Source organism: Sphingomonas sp. Root241, assembly GCF_001428865.1.
Taxonomy (GTDB): Bacteria; Pseudomonadota; Alphaproteobacteria; order Sphingomonadales; family Sphingomonadaceae; genus Sphingomonas.
Genome location: NZ_LMIV01000001.1, coordinates 2,136,218 through 2,157,358 on the forward strand (window position 1 = coordinate 2,136,218; position 21,141 = coordinate 2,157,358).

Below are 21,141 nucleotides of genomic sequence, written 5' to 3' on the forward strand. Positions count from 1 at the left end.
CATGCACATCAAGGAAGAGCAAAAAGAGCGGCACACGCTTGCCGTGATCGTCGACAACGAGCCGGGCATCCTCGCCCGGATCGCCGGCCTGTTCACCGCGCGCGGCTACAATATCGAAAGCCTCACCGTCTCGGAGATCACCGAGGACAATCGAATTAGCCGCATCACCATCGTGACATCGGCCTCGGCCGCGGTGATGGAGCAGATCATCGCGCAGCTAGAGCGCCTCGTGCCGGTCCACAAGGTGACCGATCTCACGGCCTTCGGCCCGCATGTCGAGCGCGAGCTCGCGCTGGTGAAGGTTGCCGGCACCGGCGATCACCGGATCGAGGCGCTGCGCCTCGCCGAGGTCTACCGCGCCCGCGTCGTCGACGCGACGATTTCGAGCTTCGTGTTCGAAGTCACCGGCGGCTCGGAGAAGATCGACAAGTTCGTCGAGCTGATGCGCGAAGTCGGCCTGGTCGAAGTCGCGCGCACCGGCGTGGTGGCAATTTCACGAGGTCGCGAAGCGGCCTGACCCTCATTCGTCACCCCGGCGAAAGCCGGGGTCTCATGCGGCAGGCGTATCGGCGCTTCCTCATGAGATCCCGGCCTTCGCCGGGATGACGGTTTGTTTTGAAAGGAAGAGCTAGAATGCGTGTCTATTACGATCGCGACGCCGATCTGAACCTGATCACCGGCAAGAAGATCGCCATCCTCGGTTATGGTTCGCAGGGCCATGCCCATGCCCAGAATCTCCGCGATTCCGGCGTCAAGGAAGTCGCGATCGCGCTCCGCCCCGGCTCGCCCTCGGCGGTAAAGGCCGAGGATGCCGGCTTCAAGGTGATGAGCAACAAGGACGCCGCCGGCTGGGCCGACATCCTGATGATCCTCGCTCCCGACGAGCATCAGGCCGGCATCTGGGATGCGGATATCAAGGGCAATATGAAGCCCGGCGCAGCGCTCGCCTTCGCGCACGGCCTTAACGTGCATTTCGGCCTGATCGAGCCGCCCGCGGACATCGACGTGATCATGATCGCCCCCAAGGGCCCCGGCCACACCGTGCGCAGCGAATATAAGCGCGGCGGCGGCGTTCCCTGCCTGATCGCGATCCACCAGGACGCGAGCGGCAACGCGCACGACGTCGCGCTGGCTTATGCCTCGGGCGTCGGCGGCGGCCGCTCGGGGATCATCGAGACCAATTTCCGCGAGGAATGCGAGACCGATCTGTTCGGCGAGCAGGCCGTGCTCTGCGGCGGCATCACCCATCTGATCCAGGCGGGTTTCGAGACGCTGACCGAGGCCGGCTACGCGCCGGAGATGGCCTATTTCGAGTGCCTCCACGAGACCAAGCTGATCGTCGACCTGCTCTATGAGGGCGGCATCGCCAACATGCGCTATTCGATCTCGAACACCGCCGAATATGGTGACATCAAGACCGGGCCGCGGATCATCACCGACGAGACCAAGGCCGAGATGAAGCGCGTCCTCGCCGACATCCAGTCGGGCCGCTTCGTCAAGGATTTCGTTCTCGACAACCGCGCCGGCCAGCCCGAGCTCAAGGCCAGCCGCAAGGCCGCCGCGGCGCATCCGATCGAGCAGGTCGGCGCCGAGCTGCGTGCAATGATGCCATGGATCAGCGCCAACAAGCTGGTCGACAAGGACAAGAACTGAGCCAACTCTTCTCCCTCTCCCCTTCAGGGGAGAGGGTTGGGGAGAGGGGCAAGTGCGGTGCGCTCTCGATAGGCCCCTCTCCCCTGCCCTCTCCCCGCAAGCGGAGAGAGGGAGAAGCAGATTTCGCCTCCCGTTTCGATTAGGCTCTCGCCGCAATCGCAATGGGGGAACCAAATGCCCGAAGAAACCGAAGGCCGCGCCGGCGTAACCCGCGTCGAGGCCTATTCCGACGCGGTCATCGCGATCGTCGTGACGATCATGGTGCTCGAGATGCACGCACCCGAGGAAGCCGGCTGGGGCCACCTCATCCATCTCTGGCCGGTATTCGTCGCCTATGCGCTCAGCTTCGCTTATGTCTCGATCTACTGGGTCAACCACCACCGGCTGTTCCACCACGCAACGCGGGTGACCAACGGCCTGCTCTGGTCGAACATCGCATTGATCTTCACGCTCTCGCTGATCCCGTTCGGCACTGCCTATCTGGGCGAGCAGATCTTCAGCCGCGACGCGACGCTCGTCTACATGGGCATCATGCTGCTGCCGTCCTTCACCTATATGTGGTTGCAGCGGACGATCCGGCGCACCGGCAGCCAGTCGGAAGAATCGAAAGCCTATCACCGGCTCGCGCTCCGCAAGGGCGCGGCGGCGAGCGTGGTCTATGCCTCGGGCATCGCGCTCACCTTCGTCTCGCCCGCACTCGGCCTCGCCTGCGCGGCTCTGGTCGCGATCTTCTGGTGCCTGCCGGCCAGCGCGCTCGATCACCTGTTCGAACGCTGACGCAAAAGAAAACGGCCGGGGATCGCTTCCCGGCCGTTTTCCTTCGATGATCGAGCCTCAGAAGCCCAGGCGCACGCGCCCGCCGAAGAAGCGCGGCGTGCCGGGATAGCCGGCATAATTGCCGGTCTGCTCGGGCACCGCGAAGCCGGTGATGTAATAGAACTGGTTGGTCAGATTCTCGACGAAGAACTCGGCCCGCCACTTTTTGTTTGCCGATTCCACCCCGATCGAGGCGCTGATCAGCGGATAGCCTTCGTTGTTGATCGGCGTCCGGCCAGTCACCGGGTTGGGGTTGCCCGAAGGGATCGTCACCTCGCTATTGTAGCGCATGTCGACATGGAAGAGCCCGTTGACCCGGCTGGTGAGCGGCGGAGTCCAGGTCGTCGCCACGGTGACGGTATGCTCGGGCTGGTTGTTGAACTGCCGGCCCTCCTGCCCCGCAAGCGGCGTTCCGGTGAAGTTGTTGCTGTCGTCATATTTCGCACTGATCCAGCTATAGCCGAGCTGGAAGGTCAGATCGCGCGTCGGGCGGATCGTCGATTCGATCTCGAGCCCCTTGCTGATGCTCTTCGGCACGTTCTGGACGACGAAGTTGTTGCCCGAAAACACCAGCGACTGGAGATTGTAGAAGTTCATGTAGAATGCCGCGACGTTCAGCGAGAATTCGCGGCTCGGGCTCGCCTTGAAGCCGATTTCATAGGCGTCGTTGGTCTCGGCGCCGAAGCGCAGGTCCGATCCTTGCGCGCCGTTGCCGCCGAGCAGCACCGAATCGAAGGTCGCCTGGTCGAGATTATAGCCGCCCGATTTGTAGCCGTGATCGAAGCTCGCATAGGCCAGCAGCCGCTCCGAGAACTTGTAGGCCAGCTTGGCGGTGCCGGTGATCTCGTTATCGGTGAACTCGTCCTCGTAATTGCCGTTGAATTCGGTGTTCACCGCCGGGTTGCAGCTGAGCAGGAACAGGTTGTTGAACAGCCCCGGGACCTGACGCAGCACGTTGGCATAGGCAGTCGCCGCCGGATCGCCCGCACGCACCCGGTTGAAGAAGGTGCAGCTGCCCAGATTGTTGTTGATCGAGGCAGTCATGTCCTTGGTTTCGTGGTTCCAGCGCGCGCCCAGCGTCACCGATAGCTTGTCGGTCACGTTGATGATGTTGTGCGTGAACAACGCGAAGGCGTTGGTCTTGACGCGGAAATCGTCGGGGCTGTTGCCCTGCCCCGCCACCGCGCCCGGAAGCGGGCTCGCCGCAAGCGCGGCAAGGCCCGGGATCGGCGTGCGCGGATAATTCGGGATCACGCAGGCGGCCGCCGGCGCGGTACCCGCCTGCGCGCGGAAACAGCCCACCAGCGGAGCAAGCGCCCCATAGGCGGCGGTCAGCGCCGGCAAGGTGTTGGGCACCGCGGGGTTGAGCAGAGCCGCGCCGAACGTCGGCACCGTGGGCCCAAGCGAGCCATAGAATTGCAGCGGGGTGCCGAATCCGGCACGAAGCTGGCCGGCGAACACCGTGTCGACATAGCGATTGCCGTCATTGCCGATCTGCACCACGTCGCGCAGCTTGTTGGTCTCGTTGAGGTAGAAGCCGCCGATCAGCCAGTCGAGCTTGTCGCCGAACGCCGAGCCCTGGAGGCGCAGCTCCTGGGTGAAATCGTTGAGCTCGTTACGATAGCCGTTGCGATAAGCGCGATCCACGCCTGAGAAATCGATGTCCTGGTTCCGGACCACGCGCCAGTTGCGATAGGCGGTGATCGAAGTCAGCTTGGTGCCGCCAAGGTCCCAGTTGAGCTCGCCCGAGAAACCCCAATCCTTGATCTTCTCGGCATAGTCGCGGTTCGGCGACATCGCCTGAACTCGGTTGCTCGGATCGCCGGTATAGAGTCCGACCAGCCCCTGCGCCGCGGCGATCGACTGGAGCGCCGGCGCGAGCGGCCCGCGGACCACGGAGACCGCGCCGCAGCATTGCTCGTCGGTCTGGTAATAGTCGCCGATCAGGCGGAAGGTGATGTCGCCGCTGTCGAGCAACGCCTGGCCACGCACGTTCCAGCGATCGACGTCGTTGATCGCGCGGTCGCTATTGGCGTCCTTGATATAGCCGTCGCGCTTGCGATAGCCCGCGTCGAGGCGCAGCGCGAGCGACTGGCTGACCGGCCCGGTGATCGCGCCCTTGACGCCATAAGCATTGTAGTTGCCGACCATGCCCTCGACATAGCCATGCGTCTCGAACTGCGGCTGCGCGGTGTAGATGCTGAGCGCGCCGGCCGAAGTGTTGCGGCCGAACAAGGTGCCCTGCGGCCCGCGCAGCACTTCGACCCGCTCCAGCTCGGGAAGCTCGGAGATCGCGACGCCGGCGCGGGCGCGGAACACGCCGTCGACGAACACGCCCACTGCGGGCTCGAAGCCGGGATTGTCGCCGCCGGTGGTGATGCCGCGCAGATAGATGGTCGTGCCCGTCGCCGACGACTGGCCGGTCGAGCTCTGCAGCGAAGGCGCGAGCTGCTCGAGATCGCGGACATTGTCGACCCCGGCATTCTGGAGCAATTCGGGCCCGATCGCGGTGATCGCGATCGGCACGTCCTGCACGGTCTCGTTGCGCCGGGTGGCGGTCACGATGATGTCGTTCGCGCTCTGATATTCCTGCGTCTGGGTCTCGTCCGGCGCAGCGGTAGTGGCCGTGTCCTGCGCGAACGCAGGCGTCGCCAGCAACAGTCCAAGCGCGGTCGCCGCGAGCAAATCGAGCTTCTTCATGGGATTCTCCCCCCTCTCCTGAGTACCCCCGCACCTATCCGGCGTCGGCGTTGCTTTTATTACGCATGAAACTAACGCTGCATTTTTGAAGCCGTCAACGGGAATGCGGCGCGGAACTCTGCGGTTTCCGGCCATTTTTGGCAGAGCGGTACGGATGGGCAACAGGTTCGGCGCGGCTAAATCAGCCGTTACGTAGCGTAAACTGGATCAAGTCGAGGAAGGACATAATCGATGGCGGAAAATCACGATCCAGCGGAAGATGGCGATCTGGTCGCCTCCCCCGCCAAGATCGCGGTGCCCGAAGACGTCGCCGATGCGATCCGCACGCTGATCCGCTGGGCCGGCGACGATCCCGGGCGCGAGGGCCTGATCGACACGCCCCAGCGCGTCGCCCGCGCATGGAAGGAATATTGCCAGGGCTATGGCGAGGATCCCGCGCACCATCTCTCGCGCGTCTTCGAGGAAGTCGGCGGCTATGACGAGATCGTGCTGTTGAACGACATCCCGTTCCAGTCGCATTGCGAGCACCATATGGCGCCGATCATCGGCAAGGCGTCGATCGCCTATCTGCCGAAGGACCATGTCGTCGGCATCTCGAAGCTGGCGCGCGTGCTCAACGCCTTCGCGCGCCGCCTGCAGGTGCAGGAGCGGCTGACCGCCGAAGTCGCCGACTGCATCTGGGAGCAGTTGAAGCCCGTCGGCGTCGCGGTCGTGATCGAGGCGACGCATGCCTGCATGACCGCCCGCGGCGTGCGCACGCCCGGCGTCGGCATGGTCACCAGCCGGATGATGGGCGTGTTCCGCGAAGACGAACGCAGCCGCCGCGAGGTGCTCGCCTTGATGGGTTATTGATGCGGGTTCTCGTCACCGGCGGCGCGCGGCGGATCGGTGCGGGCATCGCGCGCCGGCTCGCGCTGCGCGGGCACGCCGTCGCGATCCACCATCATCACGCGCCCGCGGACGCCGAGGCACTGCGCGACGCAATCCTGGCGGCGGGCGGCAAGGCGTGTGTCGTGTCGGGCGAGCTCGCCGATGCCGCCACTGCGCCCGCACTGATCGCGGAAGCCCGTGAGGGATTGGGCGGCCCGGTCGCCGGCCTCGTCAACAACGCGTCTTTATTCGCCTTCGACGCGCTCCCGATCACCGATTTCGCGCTGCTCGACCAGCATATGCGCGTGAACCTCGGCGCCCCGGTGGCGCTCGCCTCCGCACTGGCGGCGCAAGCGGACCTCGACGAAGGCGCAATCGTCAATCTGCTCGACCAGAAGGTCGCCAATCTCAACCCCGATTTCTTCACCTACACCTGCAGCAAGGCCGCGCTCGCCGCCGCGACGCAAATGATGGCGCAGGCGCTCGGCCCCCGCATCCGCGTCAACGCCGTCTCGCCCGGCCTGACCCTCCCCAGCCTCGACCAGACCCCCGAGCAATTCTCCGAGCACGCCCGCCAGAACCTGCTCCAGCGCCCCGTCGCGCTCGACGACATCGCCGCGACGGTCGAGCATCTGCTGACTTGTCCCAGCATCACCGGCCAGAACGTCTTCGTCGATTGCGGCCAGCGCTTCCTGCCACGCGACGGCGACGTGATGTTCGAGGGGCGGGAGCGTCCCGATGCCTGACTATACGATCCTGCTCGACGAGCTCGTGGTCGAGATGGGCCTCGGCATCCATCCGCACGAACAGGCGCCGCAGCGCGTGACGCTGCACGTCGCGATGACGTGCCGCTACGATGCGCCGCCCGAGGACCGGATCGGTGCGGTCGTCGATTATGATTTCCTCCGCCGGGAAATCCACGCGCTCGCCACCTCGCGCCACTTCGCGCTGCAGGAGGTTCTGTGCGATGAAGTGGCGGCGCTCGCGCTGCGCGACGCCCGCGTGCGCGAAGTGCGCGTCCGCTCGATGAAGCTCGACGTCTATCCCGACGCCCGCATCGGCTGCGAGATCACCCGCCGCCGCGACTGAACGACAGGAGAGTGTCATGCCCGACCCGTTGACCGGCCTCGAATTGCGCTCGACCGTTTCCAGCGACGGCAATCTCACGCTGACCCTCGAACCGGTCACGCTCACCCCGCCCGGCCCCGACGAAGTCATCGTCCGGGTCGAGGCGGCGCCGATCAATCCCTCGGACCTCGGCCTGCTGCTCGGCCCCGCCGATCTCGCGACGCTCCAGCCCGGCGGCACAAGGGACCGCCCCACGCTTACCGCCGCGATCCCGCAGGCGCGGCTGGGTGCGATGAAGGCCCGCCTCGACAAGCCGATGCCGGTCGGCAACGAAGGCGCCGGCACCGTCGTCCAGGCGGGCGAGAATGTCGCGGGCCTGCTCGGCAAGAAGGTCGGCATGATCGGCGGCGCGATGTACGCCCAGTACCGCAAGATCGCCGCACGCGACTGCATCCCGCTCCCCGGGGGCGCCAGCGCCGCCGACGGCGCCTCGATGTTCGTCAATCCGTTGACCGCACTCGCGTTCGTCGAAACGCTGCGGGCCGAGGGGCACAAGGCGCTGGTCCACACCGCCGCCGCGTCGAATCTCGGCCAGATGCTCAACCGCATCTGCCTCGCCGACGGCGTGCCGCTCGTGAACGTGGTCCGCAGCGAGGCCCAGGCCGCGATCCTGCGTGACATCGGCGCGAAATATATCGTCGACAGCAGTACCGCGGACTTCCGCGAAAAGCTCACCGACGCGATCGCCGAAACCGGCGCCACGCTGGCCTTCGACGCGATCGGCGGCGGCAGGCTCGCCAACACGATCCTCCACGCAATGGAGGCCGCGGCCAACCGCAGCGCGACCGAATATAGCCGCTACGGCTCGTCGACCTTCAAGCAGGTCTATATCTACGGCGCGCTCGATCTCGGACCCACCGAGCTCGACCGCGGCTACGGCTTCGCCTGGGGCGTCAGCGGCTTCCTGCTCACGCCCTTCCTGATGAAGCTCGGCATGGAAGGCACGATGCGCCTGCGCGCCCGCGTCGCGGCCGAGCTGACGACGACCTTCGCGAGCCATTACACCGCCACGATCTCGCTGACCGAAGCGCTCGATCCGGCGGTGGTTGCCGCCTATGCGAAGAAGGCCACCGGCGAGAAATATTTGATCGACCCGACCCGCTGACCCAAATTCCTCCCCCGCTGCGCGAGGGAGGAATTGGTCAGGCCCTATTCGCCGCGCTCAGCACCGCGCGCACCGAAGCCGTCGCGATATCGGCGTCGATGCCCACCCCGAACACGGTCCGACCGTCCACGGTCCGGCATTCGACATAGGCGGCCGCCTGCGCATCCGCGCCGTGGCCGATCGCGTGCTCGCTATAATCGACCACGTCGAGCGACGGCCCCGTGGTCCCCGCAAGCGCGTCGATCACACCCGAGATCAGCCCGTTGCCGCGCCCCGAAATCGACTGCTCGACGCCGTCGATCGCGATCCGCCCGACGAACACGCGCTGGCCCGCCGCACCGGTCTCCTCGTAATCGACCAGGGCGATGCGATCGCCGGAACCTGGCAGATAGACTTGCTCGAACTTCTGCCGGATATCCGCCGCGTTGAGCTCGCGGCTGGTCTCGTCCGCCAGTGCCTGGACGTGGCGCGAGAAGTCCGCCTGCATCCTCTTGGGCAGCTTGAGCCCGCGATCTTGCTCGAGCACCCAGGCGACGCCGCCCTTGCCCGATTGCGAATTGACCCGGATCACTGCCTCGTAATCGCGCCCCAGGTCCTTGGGATCGATCGGGAGATAGGGCACGTCCCAATACTCGTCGTTGCGCGCTTCCTGCGCCGCGAACCCCTTCTTGATCGCGTCCTGATGGCTGCCCGAGAATGCCGTGAACACCAGTTCGCCGGCATAAGGATGGCGCGGATGCACCGGCAGTTGGTTGCAATATTCGACGGTCTGGATGACCTCGTCGATGTCCGAGAAATTCAGCCCCGGATCAACGCCCTGCGTGTACATGTTGAGCGCCAGTGTCACGAGGTCGACATTGCCGGTCCGCTCGCCATTGCCGAACAGGCAGCCCTCGACGCGGTCCGCCCCCGCCAGCAGCCCGAGCTCGGACGCAGCGACTCCGGTGCCGCGATCGTTATGCGTGTGAAGGCTGATCACGATACTGTCGCGGTTGCGGATGTTGCGCCCGAACCATTCGATCTGGTCGGCATAGATGTTCGGCGTCGCCGCCTCGACCGTTGCCGGCAAATTGAGGATCAGCGGCTTCTCCGGCGTCGGGCGCAATATCTCCATCACCGCTTCACACACCTCGACCGAGAAATCGAGTTCGGCGGTCGAGAAGGTCTCGGGCGAATATTCGAAATGCCAGTCGGTATCGGGCTGCTTCGCCGCCTCGTCGCGCAGCACCTTGGCACCGGCCACGGCGATCTCGCGGATCTCGTCGCGGCTCATCCCGAACACGATGCGCCGCCATGCCGGCGAGACGGCGTTATAGAGGTGGACGATCGCCTTCTTCGCGCCCTTCAGGCTCTGGAAGCTGGTCTCGATCAGATCCTGCCGCGATTGGGTGAGCACCTGGACGATCACGTCGTCGGGGATCCGCCCTTCGCGCACCAGTCCCGAGATGAAGTCGAACTCGGTCGCACCCGCGCTGGGGAACCCGACTTCGATCTCCTTGACGCCCACCTTCACCAGCAGATCGAAGAAGCGCTGCTTCTTCTCGCCGTCCATCGGATCGATCAGTGCCTGGTTGCCGTCGCGCATGTCGGTGGAGAGCCAGCGCGGCGGCTTTGTGATCGTCTTCGACGGCCATTGCCGGTCGGGCAGGTCAACCTGCGGGAAGGGACGGTATTTTACGCTAGGATCGCGCAACATGGGTGCCTCTCAAGGGATCGCGGACGCGCCGTAGCGCGTGCCAGTTCAAGCTGGAAGTTCTTTGGCCCTCGGCCATTTGCCCTTAGAGGCGTGCGCGCGCAGCGGTTCGGCCCCTAAGGGCGGATAAGTCGCAGAAGGCGCAGCGCGTTCGTCACGATGCCCTTGTTAGCGGGCACGGCGATTTTGTCCACCATCGTTGATCTACGGGGCGCGAAAGCCCCGATTTCCCGATCAGGCAGTAGTGTTCGCCACCGCCTCGGCATCCACCGCATTGTCCGCTGCAGGTTCCGCAGCATTGTCCGGCGCGGGCTCTTCCGTGGCAGCTGGAGCTTCTTCGGGCGTCTCGCTCGGCCGGGGGCTGGGCGTCGCGACGATCTCGGCCATGGGCGGCGGATCCGAATAATTGGTGCCGGTGGTCCCGCCACCGCCGCACCCCGCCAGAGCCAGCAATCCCCCAACCAGCAGCACGCGCATCTTCATCCCCCCTTGGAGCGCCGCACCGTTAGCATGCGCGGGGGCGCGCTTCCAACGCCCACGCTTTCCGCCAGGGCGGCTCCCGAACGCGACGAAGCGTTGCCGAAGCGCAACCTGGTATGTCGACAAGATCTTTGTATTTGTAATTGCTAGATAAATCCTAAAAAATCGCATTTGTGCGAGAGCGACGGGACGCCCGGGAAATCGCATGGACGCGCCGCACACCCCAAACTGCTCTCTAGACAGACGCGCGATACCACGATCAAAGGGGGTCAGGTTCGTGCATCCGGGCACGAACCACAGCATCGTCGAGAGCGACACCACGGAAAGGGCTTCGCACGAGCCGGGGGCGCTGACGAAGGAATAGCCCGGGAACGGGTGCGAACAGGAGAAGAGAAAATGGCCGAGACTAAAGCACGTGGTGGCATCGCAAAGCCGGTGACGCCGTCGCCGGAGCTGGCCAAGATCGTCGGCACCGCCGATCTGCCGCGCAGCGAGATCGTCAGCAAGATGTGGGCCTACATCAAGAAGAACAACCTCCAGAACCCTGAAAACAAGCGGGAAATTCTGGCTGACGCGACCCTGAAGCCGATCTTCGGCGCGGACAAGGTCACGATGTTCGAGATGAACAAGCACATCTCGAAGCACGTCAAGTAAGGCTGCCGCCGGCAGACGCCGGCACGCCTGACAGACAGCAGCGGGGCGGGTCTCGGAAGAGGCCCGCCCCGTTCGCGTTTCAGTCGAGCGCAGAGGCGGAATCGGCCGCCGAACAGATCAGTGTGTGGAGCGTCCGGGCCCCATGCGACTCCTCGGCACCCGACTCGTCGAGCGCCAAATCGGGGCCAAATCCGGCTACTGCGGCCTTCTCCGGGGCCCATTTTCCAAGCTTTTCCACAGAAATCTTCGCCTCCAGCGGATATGGAGCAATTTCCCCTGGAACTGGCCACACGTCCGCCAGGCTGGCATTGCGGGACTGAACAGGAGACGAGCATGTCCGAGCGTTTCGAACGCCACCGCCAGCCCTGGCGGACCGACGAGATCCAGAAGCTGCACACCCTCGCCAAGAAGGGCATGCCCCTGCGGGCGATCGCCAAGGCGCTGACCCGCAGCGAGGAATCGGTCAAGGAACGCGCCAAGCTCGACGGCCTGAGCATCGCCAAGCTGCATTGATGGCGCACTTTCGTCATCCCCGCGAAAGCGGGGACCCATCTCGTTTGCTCTCCCGTAATATAACGGCTGTGATGCGCGTTGCACGGGCAGGAGATGGGTCCCCGCTTTCGCGGGGATGACGATGGGGTCGATATTCGCGATTGGCAGGCTTACGAACCTGCTCCTTCCCGTCTAACGCGCCTTCATGCCCACCTACGACGCCATCATCCTAGGCGCCGGCGCCGCCGGCCTGATGTGCGCCGCAGTCGCCGGCCAGCGCGGCCGCCGCGTGCTGCTGCTCGATCACGCGAGCGAAGTCGGCAAGAAGATCCTGATCTCCGGCGGCGGCCGCTGCAACTTCACCAATATCCACACCGCGCCCGATCGCTATCTCTCGGCCAACCCGCATTTCGCCAAGTCGGCGCTGGGCCGCTACACCGCACAGGACTTCCTCGCTTTGGTCGAGCGCCACCGCATCGCCTGGCACGAAAAGACGCTCGGCCAGCTGTTCTGCGACGGCTCGGCGCGCCAGATCGTCGACATGCTGCTCGACGAATGCGCGCGCGGCCAGGTCGAGATCCGCACCGGCCGCCCCGTCGGTGAGATCGCGCACGCCGACGGCCGCTACCGCGTCGGCGACGACGAAGCCCCCGCATTGGTGATCGCCACCGGCGGCCCGTCGATCCCAAAGATGGGCGCCACCGGCTTCGCTTACGATCTCGCCCGCCGCTTCGGCCTCAAGGTGGTCGAGCCCCGCCCCGCGCTCGTGCCCCTCACGCTGCCCCCCGACCAGGCCCTGTTCCGCGAACTCTCCGGCGTCGCGACCGACGTGATCGCCCGCGCGGGCAAGGCCGCCTTTCCCGAAGCCGCGCTCTTCACCCATCGCGGCCTCTCGGGCCCCGCGATCCTCCAGATCTCGAGCTATTGGCGCCACGGCGAGCCGATCCATATCGACTTCTTGCCCCACCGCCCCGCCAACTGGCTGGTCGAAATCAAGCGCGCCCGCCCCCGCACGACGCTGCGCAAGACCCTCGCCGAAGCCCTCCCCGATCGCCTCGCCGAGACGCTGGCCGAACAACTCGCCCTCCCCGGCGAGCTCGCCAACCTCCCCGATCGCAAGCTGCAGGAAGCCGAACGCCGCCTCGCCGCCTGGCCTTTCCTCCCCAATGGCACCGAAGGCTTCGCCAAGGCCGAAGTCACGATCGGCGGGATCAGCACCGCCGACCTCTCCTCGCAAACCATGGAAGCCCGCAAAGTCCCCGGCTTCTACGCGATCGGCGAGGCAGTCGACGTCACCGGCTGGCTGGGCGGCTATAATTTCCAATGGGCCTGGGCCAGCGGCTGGGCCGCCGCGCAGGCGCTCTGAGAAAGAAACGGAGGTCGGGGCTTATTTGCCCTGCAGCCCCTGCGTCCGCTTCGCCACCGTCGCGCTGCGCAGCGCCTCGGTGCGGGTCCGCAGCATCGCGATCTCGGCGTCCGAATAGCCGTCGCGGCCATAACGCGCACTTGCCGCCTCGATCCGGCGCCCCTCGCGGCGCAGCGCCCGCGCCTCTCTCCGGTCGAGCTGACCCGCCTCCCGGCCGGCGTCGATCTGCTCCCGGATAGCGCCGACCTCGCGCGACACCGAGACACTGCGCCCAAGGGTCGGATTGACCGGCGCCGGCAGCCTGATGTCGCCGCGGATCGGCGCCCGCGCGCCCGAATAGTCGCGCATCGCACGTGTCAATTGCGCCGAGGCCGGCGTGGCCGCGACGAGCGCGAGAACCAAAGATCCGAGTGCGAGCACACGCATACCAGTCTCCCCATTCGAGCCCTTCCACCCAGCCTCTCCCCCGCCGACTGAACCGCCGCTTAATCCCCCGCCCGCCTCAGGACTTCCACCGCCAACCGCGAATTCGCTTGCCCTTCCCCCTCCGCACCCCCATGTGCGCGGTTCCATGGAATTCCAGAACCTCCCCGCGCTTCTCGCCGAAGCGCTCGCCGCGCGTGATTACTCCGCGCCCACGCCCGTCCAGGCCGCCGTCCTCGAGCCCGAAGCGAAGGGCCGCGACCTCGTCGTCTCCGCCCAGACCGGCTCGGGCAAGACCGTCGCCTTCGGCATCGCCATGGCCGACGACCTGCTCGGCGAGGACGGCCGCGTCGCCCCCGCCCGCGCGCCGCTCGCCTTGATCATCGCTCCCACGCGTGAACTGGCCCTTCAGGTCAGCCGTGAGCTGATCTGGCTCTACGGCCCCACCGGCGCGCGCATCGCCACCTGCGTCGGTGGGATGGATGCCTCGAAGGAGCGCCGACAGCTCAACCACGGCGCGCACATCGTCGTCGGCACGCCCGGCCGCCTGCGCGACCATCTCGAACGCGGCGCGCTCGACCTCTCTGCCCTCCGCGCCGCCGTGCTCGACGAAGCCGACGAGATGCTCGACATGGGCTTCCGCGACGATCTCGAGCACATCCTCGACGCTACACCCAACGAGCGCCGCACCCTCCTCTTCTCCGCCACGATGCCCAAGCCGATCGTCGCGCTCGCCCGCCGCTACCAGAAGGACGCGCTGCGCATCTCGACCGTCGGCGAGGATCGCGGCCATGGCGACATCGCCTACCAGTGCGTCACCATCTCGCCGTCGGACATCGAGCACGCCGTCATCAACCTGCTCCGCTTCCACGAAGCCGAGACCGCGATGCTGTTCTGCGCCACCCGCGACAATGTCCGCCATTTGCACGCCACCCTCGTCGAGCGCGGCTTCTCCGCCGTCGCCCTCTCCGGCGAGCACAGCCAGTCCGAGCGCAACCACGCGCTCCAGGCCCTGCGCGATCGCCGTGCCCGGGTCTGTGTCGCCACCGACGTCGCCGCGCGCGGCATCGATCTGCCCACGCTCAGCCTCGTCATCCATGTCGAGCTGCCGCGCGACGCCGAGGCGCTCCAGCACCGTTCGGGCCGCACCGGCCGCGCCGGCAAGAAGGGCACCGCCGTCCTCCTGGTCCCCTATCCGCGCCGCCGCCGCGTCGAGATGATGCTCAAGGGCGCGCGCATCAACGCCGAATGGATCGACGCGCCGACGCCCGAGGCGATCCGCGCCAATGATCGCGAGCGGCTCCTTGCGGCCCTCCTCGCCCCCGTAGAGACCGACGAGGAGGATGCCGCCCTCGCCGAGCGCCTGCTCGCCGAGAAGACGCCGCAGGAGATCGCCGCCGCGCTCGTCCACGCCCACCGCGCCGCGATGCCGCAGCCCGAGGAGATGATCGAGCAGACTCCTGAAGGGCGCCGTGCAGCCCAGCAGGAGCGCCACCGCCCCGGCTTCGACGATATCGCCTGGTTCCACATGGACATCGGCCGCCGCCAGAACGCCGATCCGCGCTGGATCCTGCCCCTGATCTGCCGCCGCGGCCACATCACCAAGAACGAGATCGGCGCGATCCGCATCGGCCCGAACGAGACCTTCTTCCAGGTCCCCAGCGCCATCGCCGCCAAGTTCGCCGCCGCCATCGCCCGCACCCATGAAGGCGACGAAGACGTCCGCATCGAGCCCTCGCGCGACGGCCCGCCGCAACATGGCGGCGGCGCCCGCGGCCCCCACCAGGGCGGCGGCGGTGGCGGCCGCCCCTCGCACCACAGCGGCCCCCGTCCCCCGCACCAGGGCGAAGGCCGCCCGACCCTGCGCCGCCAGGACCCCAGCCGCCCCCAGACCCCCTACAAGGCCAAACCCCACCGCAAGCCCCCGCCGCAGCGCTGAACGCTTTTCCCCGCCGAACCTCTCTTCGTCATCCCCGCGAAAGCGGGGACCCATCTCCTGATCGCGCGACGAAATGCACCCGGCGCGCTCGTGGACGGTGCTGGAGATGGGTCCCCGCTTTCGCGGGGATGACGCGTCTTGAGTTGCGTCCTCAATTTGGGATCGCATCAAAGCAGTAATTGGATGGATGCCTCTGCCGCCGGGTGACGCGTTCAAAAGAACGCGACGATCTCCCCCACTCCGTTCGTTTCGAGCGAAGTCGAGAAACCGGGCCAGGCGAACCACCACGTTTCTCGACTTGCGCTCGAAACGAACGGAAGGCGTGTACGATTCAACCGCAAGCCATCGTGCTCCAAAGGGAAACCCAGATGCCCATCCCCCGCATCCTAGTCGACGCCGATGCCTGCCCGGTAAAGGAGGAGATCTACAAGGTCGCCTTCCGCCACGAGGTCCCCGTGGTCGTGGTCAGCAACCAGCACCTCCGCGTGCCCCAGCATCCCTTGCTCGGCCGCCAGGTGGTGAGCGACGCCTTCGACGCCGCCGACGACTGGATCGCCGAGCAATCCGCCCCCGGCGCGATCGTGATCACCGCCGACATCCTCCTCGCCGACCGCGCGCTGAAAGCCGGCGCCCGCGTCCTCTCCCCCACCGGCAAGCCCTTCACCACCAGCTCGATCGGCAGCGCCATCGCCACGCGAGCCATCATGGCCGACCTGCGCGCGGGCGGCGACCAGCTCGGCGGCCCAAAGCCCTTCGCGCCGGCGGATCGCTCGCGCTTCCTGCAGGCGCTGGATACGGCGGTGGTGGCGGTGAAGCGGAGCGGCTGACCTCCCCTCTCCCTTGAAGGGGGGAATGGGCGAATTGAGCCCAATCTAAGCCGCGCTTTTTGGGCCGCCTCCCAGGAGTTGGTGCCAGCTCGTCCATTTGGACGATATCTCCAGCGCCCTCAAGCGGTGGGTGCCCCACCCTCGCGTGCAACATGGTTTTCCAGCCTGCGGAAGGCATTCTAATTTAGCTCGTTCCGAAGCCCTCTTCCATGCAATCATCCTTGCCGGTAAGGAGATGTTGACTTATATGTCAATAGAAGGCTGGATAGATGGCTTGGTTGCCTGTGGTCGCCTTTATCAGGTGCGCCCTTGGCTGCCGGGGCAGTCGATCGAGCGAAGGATATTCGCAACGCAGGAGGTGAATAAGCTGGTGTGTGGGCCTTGGCCGCATGTTGCCGCGGAGCGGAGGTGCGGAAGCCTCCGGGCTGATTTCGACGCGTTTGTGTCGGGCGAAGAAATTGGCGTTTGCACAATACCGCGCAAGGCGCGGAATGCCCGTATGGGGCTGCTAAGCCCAGCCTCGGACGGGATTTGGGATTTTCGCAGTCAGTCCCCTCGGCCCGGGATTCGTGTTGTTGGAAAGTTTGCCGCCCAGGACGCTTTTGTAGCACTTGTTCCCGCTGCCCGCTCCCAAGCCTGTGATTACATAGCGCGGGGGCCATTAGGAGATGCAGATTCGGATGAGTGGAAAGCCCTGATAACGGAGGCAAAACGCCTCTGGAATTCGCTTATGCCAATGTGGCCGGGCATAACAGGAGATCATATAAATGACTACTTCCGGACCAAATACTATCACATCTGAGATAGAATCTGGGGAGGTAATTTCGGCCGCTACGCGCGCGTATTTTCAGTCCCGCCTTCGCAACCGACTATATACGCTCGTTATCTCGAATTTTCGAATGGCGGAAGGCAAGGGGATGACGCGCGCGAAACTCGCGCGCAGGATGGGAAAGCGCCCCGAAATCGTCACCCGCCTCCTGTCCGCTCCGGGAAACTGGACCCTAGATACGGTTAGCGATCTGCTTTTGGCCGCCTCTGGAGAGGAACTTGACGCTACGTCGTCATCCCCTTTCACTAGCCCACCACGAAATTACGACGCATATTTACGAATGTTGGAATCCTCTCAAGGATGTAATGATCCTCCAAAAAAACCGGATATCAAAATGCTGCTCCCTCGCGCTGGATCTACCCAAGATGCCACGCCGCTCTTTAGCATTGCGTCTATCCAAGGCGGGATCGGGAACCAAAATGCAAATTGTTAAGATATTGAAAAGTACTAATATACGCCTTGGAAATGCGGAATTAGGGACTGATTACTACCTGCCCGACTTCATCGCTGGAATTAGAGAGCGGTACCGTTTTTTTGAATATCCCACGAAAGCTTCAGACATAAGTGGAGACGGGCCAGTAAAATTTCAGATCGGAAGATTTGATAACACAAATATAAATAAGTTGGATTTATATTCCGCCGCAATTTCTATTGAGGCTGAAGCACCTACTGAACAATTAGACGATATTATAGAGGATTTATTCGTATGGGCTCAATCAAATTTTCCGATGAAATTTATAGAATCTGATACAGTGTCTCGTCTTTATTCTAGTTCAGTGGAATTTAGCGACGAGAACATGTTTAAACTTACAGATGCCCTTCAGGGCGCTACAGATTATATTTCCGAATGCCTCTCTGTCGACGGCATTTCTGCCGCTTATGCGCTTAATACGATTGCTCTAGTAGCAGATCCTAAGTTATCTACCCCCCTACAACCGGCAAGATTCTTGATAGAACGCCGCGCCAATACTAATTTTGAAGACAATATTTTCTTTTCAGAGGCTCCTTTGGCCACCGAAAAGCACATCTCGATATTGAAAAGCCTATCCGGGCTCCTTTGACAGCGACACTACTCCACCTTGCAATGTAGGATTTTGTCTGCTTGCCTCGAGGGGTCGGCCTTGCCGTCCGTTATCGGGGTCCTCGGATTGATCCAGTTCGCAACATCCGGCCAACGCGCGTGGCGCGTGGCGCGCGCGTGCGACTTCGGCGACGCCAAGCCGCCGCTTAGATGGCGCGTCAGTGGCGCGTACCTGTAGCGCCGGTGGCGCGTGCGTGGCGCGTATGTGTAGCGTGGGTGTCGCGTCACGGGCCCGAACCCGGCGCGCGTGCCAACCGCGTCTCAAAAATTATCGCGTCGTTTCAATGTCGTGGCGTGTCAACGCCGCCCGCAAAACCTCATTTCGAGTCAACCGAGTCAACCAAATCGGGTCTTGTCACCCGCGCCCCGTTGCCCTCGCCCCGCCGCTTCCTAAGCTCCGCCAATCTTCACATCACGGTGATCGACGATGTGCTAAATACCTTTCGCAATTTCGAGGACCGGATTGATGCTGGAATTATTGCTCTTTGGCCTATTCGCGTTCCAGCAAAGGCCAAATGCCGATGGGATCAATCGGGAGCAATTGCAACGCGGCATCTCCGTAGCCCGACAGAGGGCCGGAGTGGTCGCCAGCATTTTAGATGCTGTCCGCGAGAATGATCAGACGAAGCTGCGATCCTTGAAGGTCTTGGGGGTGAAATATACATCGGATTTCGATGCGAGCCCCCGGGAGCGTAACGATGCTCCTTTTTCGGCCGCGTCCTTGGAGCAGTTCAACGAATGCAAGCCGAGCAGGCCTGGCGGCAGCGGCATCAACTGGGTGTCGGTGCAATGGAACTGCGGCCCGCAGCGAGGCAAGGGAAATGCAATGACGGCATTTCGGTTCGATGGAATGCGCGTGATCGAGATAAGAACGGGACCAGGCGCGCCTCTGCTTCGACTGCAATAACCGTATAGCGGCCCGCTTTCGACCACGCGCGCGGCGATGGTCTCCCTTGCAATGTAGGATTTCGTCTGCTTGCCTCTCGGGCGGTCGGCCTTGCCGTCCCGCTCTTTGATTCGTCGCACCGATCCTGCTTGCAGCACCGCGCCGCATGGCGCGTGCGCGTGAGGTTGGCGTCGTCAAGCCAGCGCGCAGCCGTCGCACAAGCGGCGCGGGGATGCCCCTCCCCACCAGTGTGACCTTCGTGTGACCTTTGGGCCGCTACACTGCTGCGCAGGCCCCGCATCGTGTCAACCGCGCCAGAAGGCCCATTCAGCGATTTCAATGACTTGACGAGTCAACGCCGCCCACAAAACCCCATTTCGTGTCAACCGTGTCAACCAGATCGGCGTCAAAGCCGGCATTGTCGTTCGCGCCCCGTTGCCCTCCTCCCCGCGCGTTCTTAAGGTCCGCGCAAATTCCAGGACACGGGGCACTATGCACAGATTGAAGACCATCCTCCTCGCCGGCGCGCTGGCGACGGGCCTCGCCACGCCCGCCACCGCCCAGCGCGCGCCGGCGAAGGTCACCCCCGAGCATGTCCGCGCCCATGTCGACATCCTCGCCGGCCCGGCGCTGCGCGGCCGCGGCAGCGCGACGCCGGACGAGGCCGCGGCGGCCGCCTATGTCGCGGCGATGTTCCGCGGCTATGGCCTCGCCACGGCGCCGGGGATGACCGGCTACACCCAGCCGGTCGACGTGGTCAGCCTGCGGCTCGACGGCACGCCGGTGCTCACTGCCAACGGCGCCGCGGTCGAGGCGCCGTTGCTCTTCTCCTCCATGGGCCAGCCGGTCCGCGGCAAGCTCGTGGTGTTCGCCGGCACCGATCCCAAGGCCGTCCCCGCCGCCGACGCGGTGATCGTCACCGGCACGGGGGTCAACGGGCTGCAATTCGCCGGCGGCGTGGATCCGTCCAAGGTCAAGCTGGTGATCATCCGCGCCACCGAGCAGGTCCGCGGCTATTACGAGCGCATCGGCGGCCGCCCCCGCCTGCCCCGCTACATCAAGGGGGAGACGCCGCGCCTCCGCCCGACCGTCGTCGCGCTTGCCGACGCCGCGTTCGACAGGCTCGCCGCGCAGGACGGCGCCGACGTGGCGCTCGAATTGCCCGGCTTGGTCGAGCAGGCGCAGGTCACCACCAATGCGCTGGGCTGGCTCCCCGGCACCGACCCGAAGGCGGGCGTGCTGCTGATCACCGCGCATGTCGACCATCTCGGCGTCCGCCCCGACGGCAAGGTGATGTACGGCGCCAATGACGACGCCTCGGGCACCGCCGCGGTGCTCGAGCTGGCGCGCACGCTCTCGACCCGGAAGCACCGCCGCGGCATCCTGTTCGTGGCCTATGGCAGCGAGGAAGCCGGCGGCTTCGGCGCGCGCTGGTTCGCCGAGCATCCGCCGGTGCCGCTCTCGGAGATCGTCGCCAATCTCGAGATCGAGATGATCGGCCAGCAGGATCCCAAGCTCCCCGCCGGCACGATGATGATGACTGGGTTCGAACGCTCGACCTTCGGCGAGACGCTGAAGGCGCACGGCGCTTTGGTCACCACCGATCCCTACCCCGAGCAGAACTTCTTCCAGCGCTCGGACAATTACGCCTTGGCGCTCAAGGGCGTGGTCGCGCACACCGTCTCGGGCTGGGCGACGGTCCCGACCTATCACACGCCCGAGGACACGATCGAGCGGCTCGATCTGCCCTTCATGGCCCGGGCGATCCAGTCGCTGGTCGCGCCGCTGGCCGGCCTCGCGAACAGCAAGGCGAAGCCCGAGTGGAAGCCCGGCGGCCGCCCGACCGAGCAATGACCGCGGGCGAATTGCAGGACCTGCTGGTGACGGCCCTGGTGCGCAAGGCCGGCGGCAGCAAGCGCGACTGGCGCGCGGCTTTGGGCAAGGTCCGCGTCTACAGCGCGGAGACGCATCCGCATTGCAACTGGTCGGTCGCCCCCTCGGGCAGCAACGGCGAGAACGCGATCATCGAGCGCCTGCTCGACGATTTCCGGGGCAAGCACCCGCTGGTAACGGCGGACTGATACTTCCCTCTCCCCTTCAGGGGAGAGGGTGGCCGAACGAAGTGAGGTCGGGAGAGGGGCAAGCCGGATGCACCATCGATACCCCCCTCTCCCCCAACCCTCTCCCCGCAAGCGGAGA

General features: G+C 64.9%; 20 protein-coding genes. 16 read left to right on the forward strand and 4 right to left on the reverse strand.

Annotated elements, in window-relative coordinates; all coding sequences use genetic code 11:
• Window position 1: 1 nt before the first annotated feature.
• From ilvN to ASE13_RS09840, 3 genes are all read left to right on the forward strand, one after another.
• Complete coding sequence (gene ilvN, locus ASE13_RS09830; protein ID WP_029728692.1) at window positions 2-517, forward strand: acetolactate synthase small subunit; 516 nt, start codon at window positions 2-4, stop codon at window positions 515-517.
• Between the two features lie 116 nt (window positions 518-633).
• Window positions 634-1,653, forward strand: a complete 1,020-nt coding sequence (ilvC, locus tag ASE13_RS09835) for a ketol-acid reductoisomerase (protein WP_056614047.1) — start codon at window positions 634-636, stop codon at window positions 1,651-1,653.
• A 174-nt stretch (window positions 1,654-1,827) separates the two neighbouring features.
• Window positions 1,828-2,430: a TMEM175 family protein gene (locus ASE13_RS09840; protein ID WP_056614050.1), complete on the forward strand. Its 603-nt coding sequence runs from the start codon at window positions 1,828-1,830 to the stop codon at window positions 2,428-2,430.
• A 57-nt stretch (window positions 2,431-2,487) separates the two neighbouring features.
• Here the strand turns inward: ASE13_RS09840 and ASE13_RS09845 are convergent, their stop codons facing one another.
• Window positions 2,488-5,169 (reverse strand): TonB-dependent receptor, encoded by a 2,682-nt coding sequence (locus tag ASE13_RS09845; RefSeq protein WP_056614053.1) that lies wholly within the window; start codon window positions 5,167-5,169, stop codon window positions 2,488-2,490.
• 231 nt (window positions 5,170-5,400) lie between these two features.
• Between ASE13_RS09845 and folE the strand changes: the two genes are divergently transcribed.
• Genes folE through ASE13_RS09865 form a run of 4 tightly spaced genes read left to right on the forward strand, consistent with a single transcriptional unit; the run spans window position 5,401 to window position 8,272 of the window.
• Window positions 5,401-6,021 carry a GTP cyclohydrolase I FolE gene (gene folE / locus ASE13_RS09850; protein ID WP_056614056.1) on the forward strand — a complete coding sequence of 207 codons (621 nt, stop codon included), beginning with the start codon at window positions 5,401-5,403 and terminating at the stop codon, window positions 6,019-6,021.
• Window positions 6,021-6,785, forward strand: coding sequence for an SDR family oxidoreductase (locus ASE13_RS09855; protein ID WP_056614058.1), 765 nt, complete (start codon window positions 6,021-6,023; stop codon window positions 6,783-6,785). The genes folE and ASE13_RS09855 overlap by 1 nt, the downstream gene beginning before the upstream one ends.
• Window positions 6,778-7,128 carry a dihydroneopterin aldolase gene (locus tag ASE13_RS09860; protein ID WP_056614061.1) on the forward strand — a complete coding sequence of 117 codons (351 nt, stop codon included), beginning with the start codon at window positions 6,778-6,780 and terminating at the stop codon, window positions 7,126-7,128. Before ASE13_RS09855 ends, ASE13_RS09860 begins: the two co-directional genes overlap by 8 nt.
• A gap of 16 nt (window positions 7,129-7,144) precedes the next feature.
• A complete protein-coding gene (locus ASE13_RS09865; RefSeq protein ID WP_056614063.1) occupies window positions 7,145-8,272 on the forward strand; it encodes a zinc-binding dehydrogenase in 1,128 nt (375 codons plus the stop codon).
• Between the two features lie 37 nt (window positions 8,273-8,309).
• Here the strand turns inward: ASE13_RS09865 and leuA are convergent, their stop codons facing one another.
• Both leuA and ASE13_RS09875 read right to left on the reverse strand, forming a co-directional pair.
• Window positions 8,310-9,968, reverse strand: a complete 1,659-nt coding sequence (gene leuA, locus ASE13_RS09870; RefSeq protein ID WP_056614066.1) for a 2-isopropylmalate synthase — start codon at window positions 9,966-9,968, stop codon at window positions 8,310-8,312.
• A gap of 231 nt (window positions 9,969-10,199) precedes the next feature.
• On the reverse strand, window positions 10,200-10,442 hold the full coding sequence (locus tag ASE13_RS09875) for a hypothetical protein (protein WP_156404807.1): 243 nt from the start codon (window positions 10,440-10,442) through the stop codon (window positions 10,200-10,202).
• Between the two features lie 399 nt (window positions 10,443-10,841).
• On the opposite strand from ASE13_RS09875, the gene ASE13_RS09880 reads away from it, so the two are divergent.
• From ASE13_RS09880 to ASE13_RS09890, 3 genes are all read left to right on the forward strand, one after another.
• Window positions 10,842-11,099, forward strand: a complete 258-nt coding sequence (locus ASE13_RS09880) for an SWIB/MDM2 domain-containing protein (protein WP_056614073.1) — start codon at window positions 10,842-10,844, stop codon at window positions 11,097-11,099.
• A gap of 333 nt (window positions 11,100-11,432) precedes the next feature.
• A complete protein-coding gene (locus ASE13_RS09885) occupies window positions 11,433-11,612 on the forward strand; it encodes a hypothetical protein (RefSeq protein WP_025494730.1) in 180 nt (59 codons plus the stop codon).
• Between the two features lie 184 nt (window positions 11,613-11,796).
• A complete protein-coding gene (locus ASE13_RS09890; protein WP_056614076.1) occupies window positions 11,797-12,957 on the forward strand; it encodes an NAD(P)/FAD-dependent oxidoreductase in 1,161 nt (386 codons plus the stop codon).
• Between the two features lie 21 nt (window positions 12,958-12,978).
• Here the strand turns inward: ASE13_RS09890 and ASE13_RS09895 are convergent, their stop codons facing one another.
• The gene (locus tag ASE13_RS09895) at window positions 12,979-13,383 is read right to left on the reverse strand and encodes a hypothetical protein (RefSeq protein ID WP_056614079.1); all 405 of its coding nucleotides are present in this window, start codon (window positions 13,381-13,383) and stop codon (window positions 12,979-12,981) included.
• A 145-nt stretch (window positions 13,384-13,528) separates the two neighbouring features.
• On the opposite strand from ASE13_RS09895, the gene ASE13_RS09900 reads away from it, so the two are divergent.
• The 6 genes from ASE13_RS09900 (at window position 13,529) to ASE13_RS09920 (ending at window position 21,023) form a co-directional block, all read left to right on the forward strand.
• Entirely contained in the window at window positions 13,529-15,319 is a 1,791-nt protein-coding gene (locus tag ASE13_RS09900; RefSeq protein WP_056614081.1) for a DEAD/DEAH box helicase, read from the forward strand.
• Between the two features lie 368 nt (window positions 15,320-15,687).
• Entirely contained in the window at window positions 15,688-16,146 is a 459-nt protein-coding gene (locus ASE13_RS09905; protein ID WP_056614084.1) for a YaiI/YqxD family protein, read from the forward strand.
• Window positions 16,147-17,193: 1,047 nt separating this feature from the next.
• Complete coding sequence (locus ASE13_RS19815) at window positions 17,194-18,036, forward strand: hypothetical protein (protein WP_162254682.1); 843 nt, start codon at window positions 17,194-17,196, stop codon at window positions 18,034-18,036.
• A gap of 486 nt (window positions 18,037-18,522) precedes the next feature.
• Window positions 18,523-18,963: a hypothetical protein gene (locus tag ASE13_RS09910; protein WP_056614088.1), complete on the forward strand. Its 441-nt coding sequence runs from the start codon at window positions 18,523-18,525 to the stop codon at window positions 18,961-18,963.
• A gap of 480 nt (window positions 18,964-19,443) precedes the next feature.
• Window positions 19,444-20,796: a M28 family metallopeptidase gene (locus ASE13_RS09915; protein WP_235536906.1), complete on the forward strand. Its 1,353-nt coding sequence runs from the start codon at window positions 19,444-19,446 to the stop codon at window positions 20,794-20,796.
• Entirely contained in the window at window positions 20,793-21,023 is a 231-nt protein-coding gene (locus ASE13_RS09920; RefSeq protein ID WP_056614093.1) for a hypothetical protein, read from the forward strand. Before ASE13_RS09915 ends, ASE13_RS09920 begins: the two co-directional genes overlap by 4 nt.
• Window positions 21,024-21,141 lie beyond the last annotated feature (118 nt).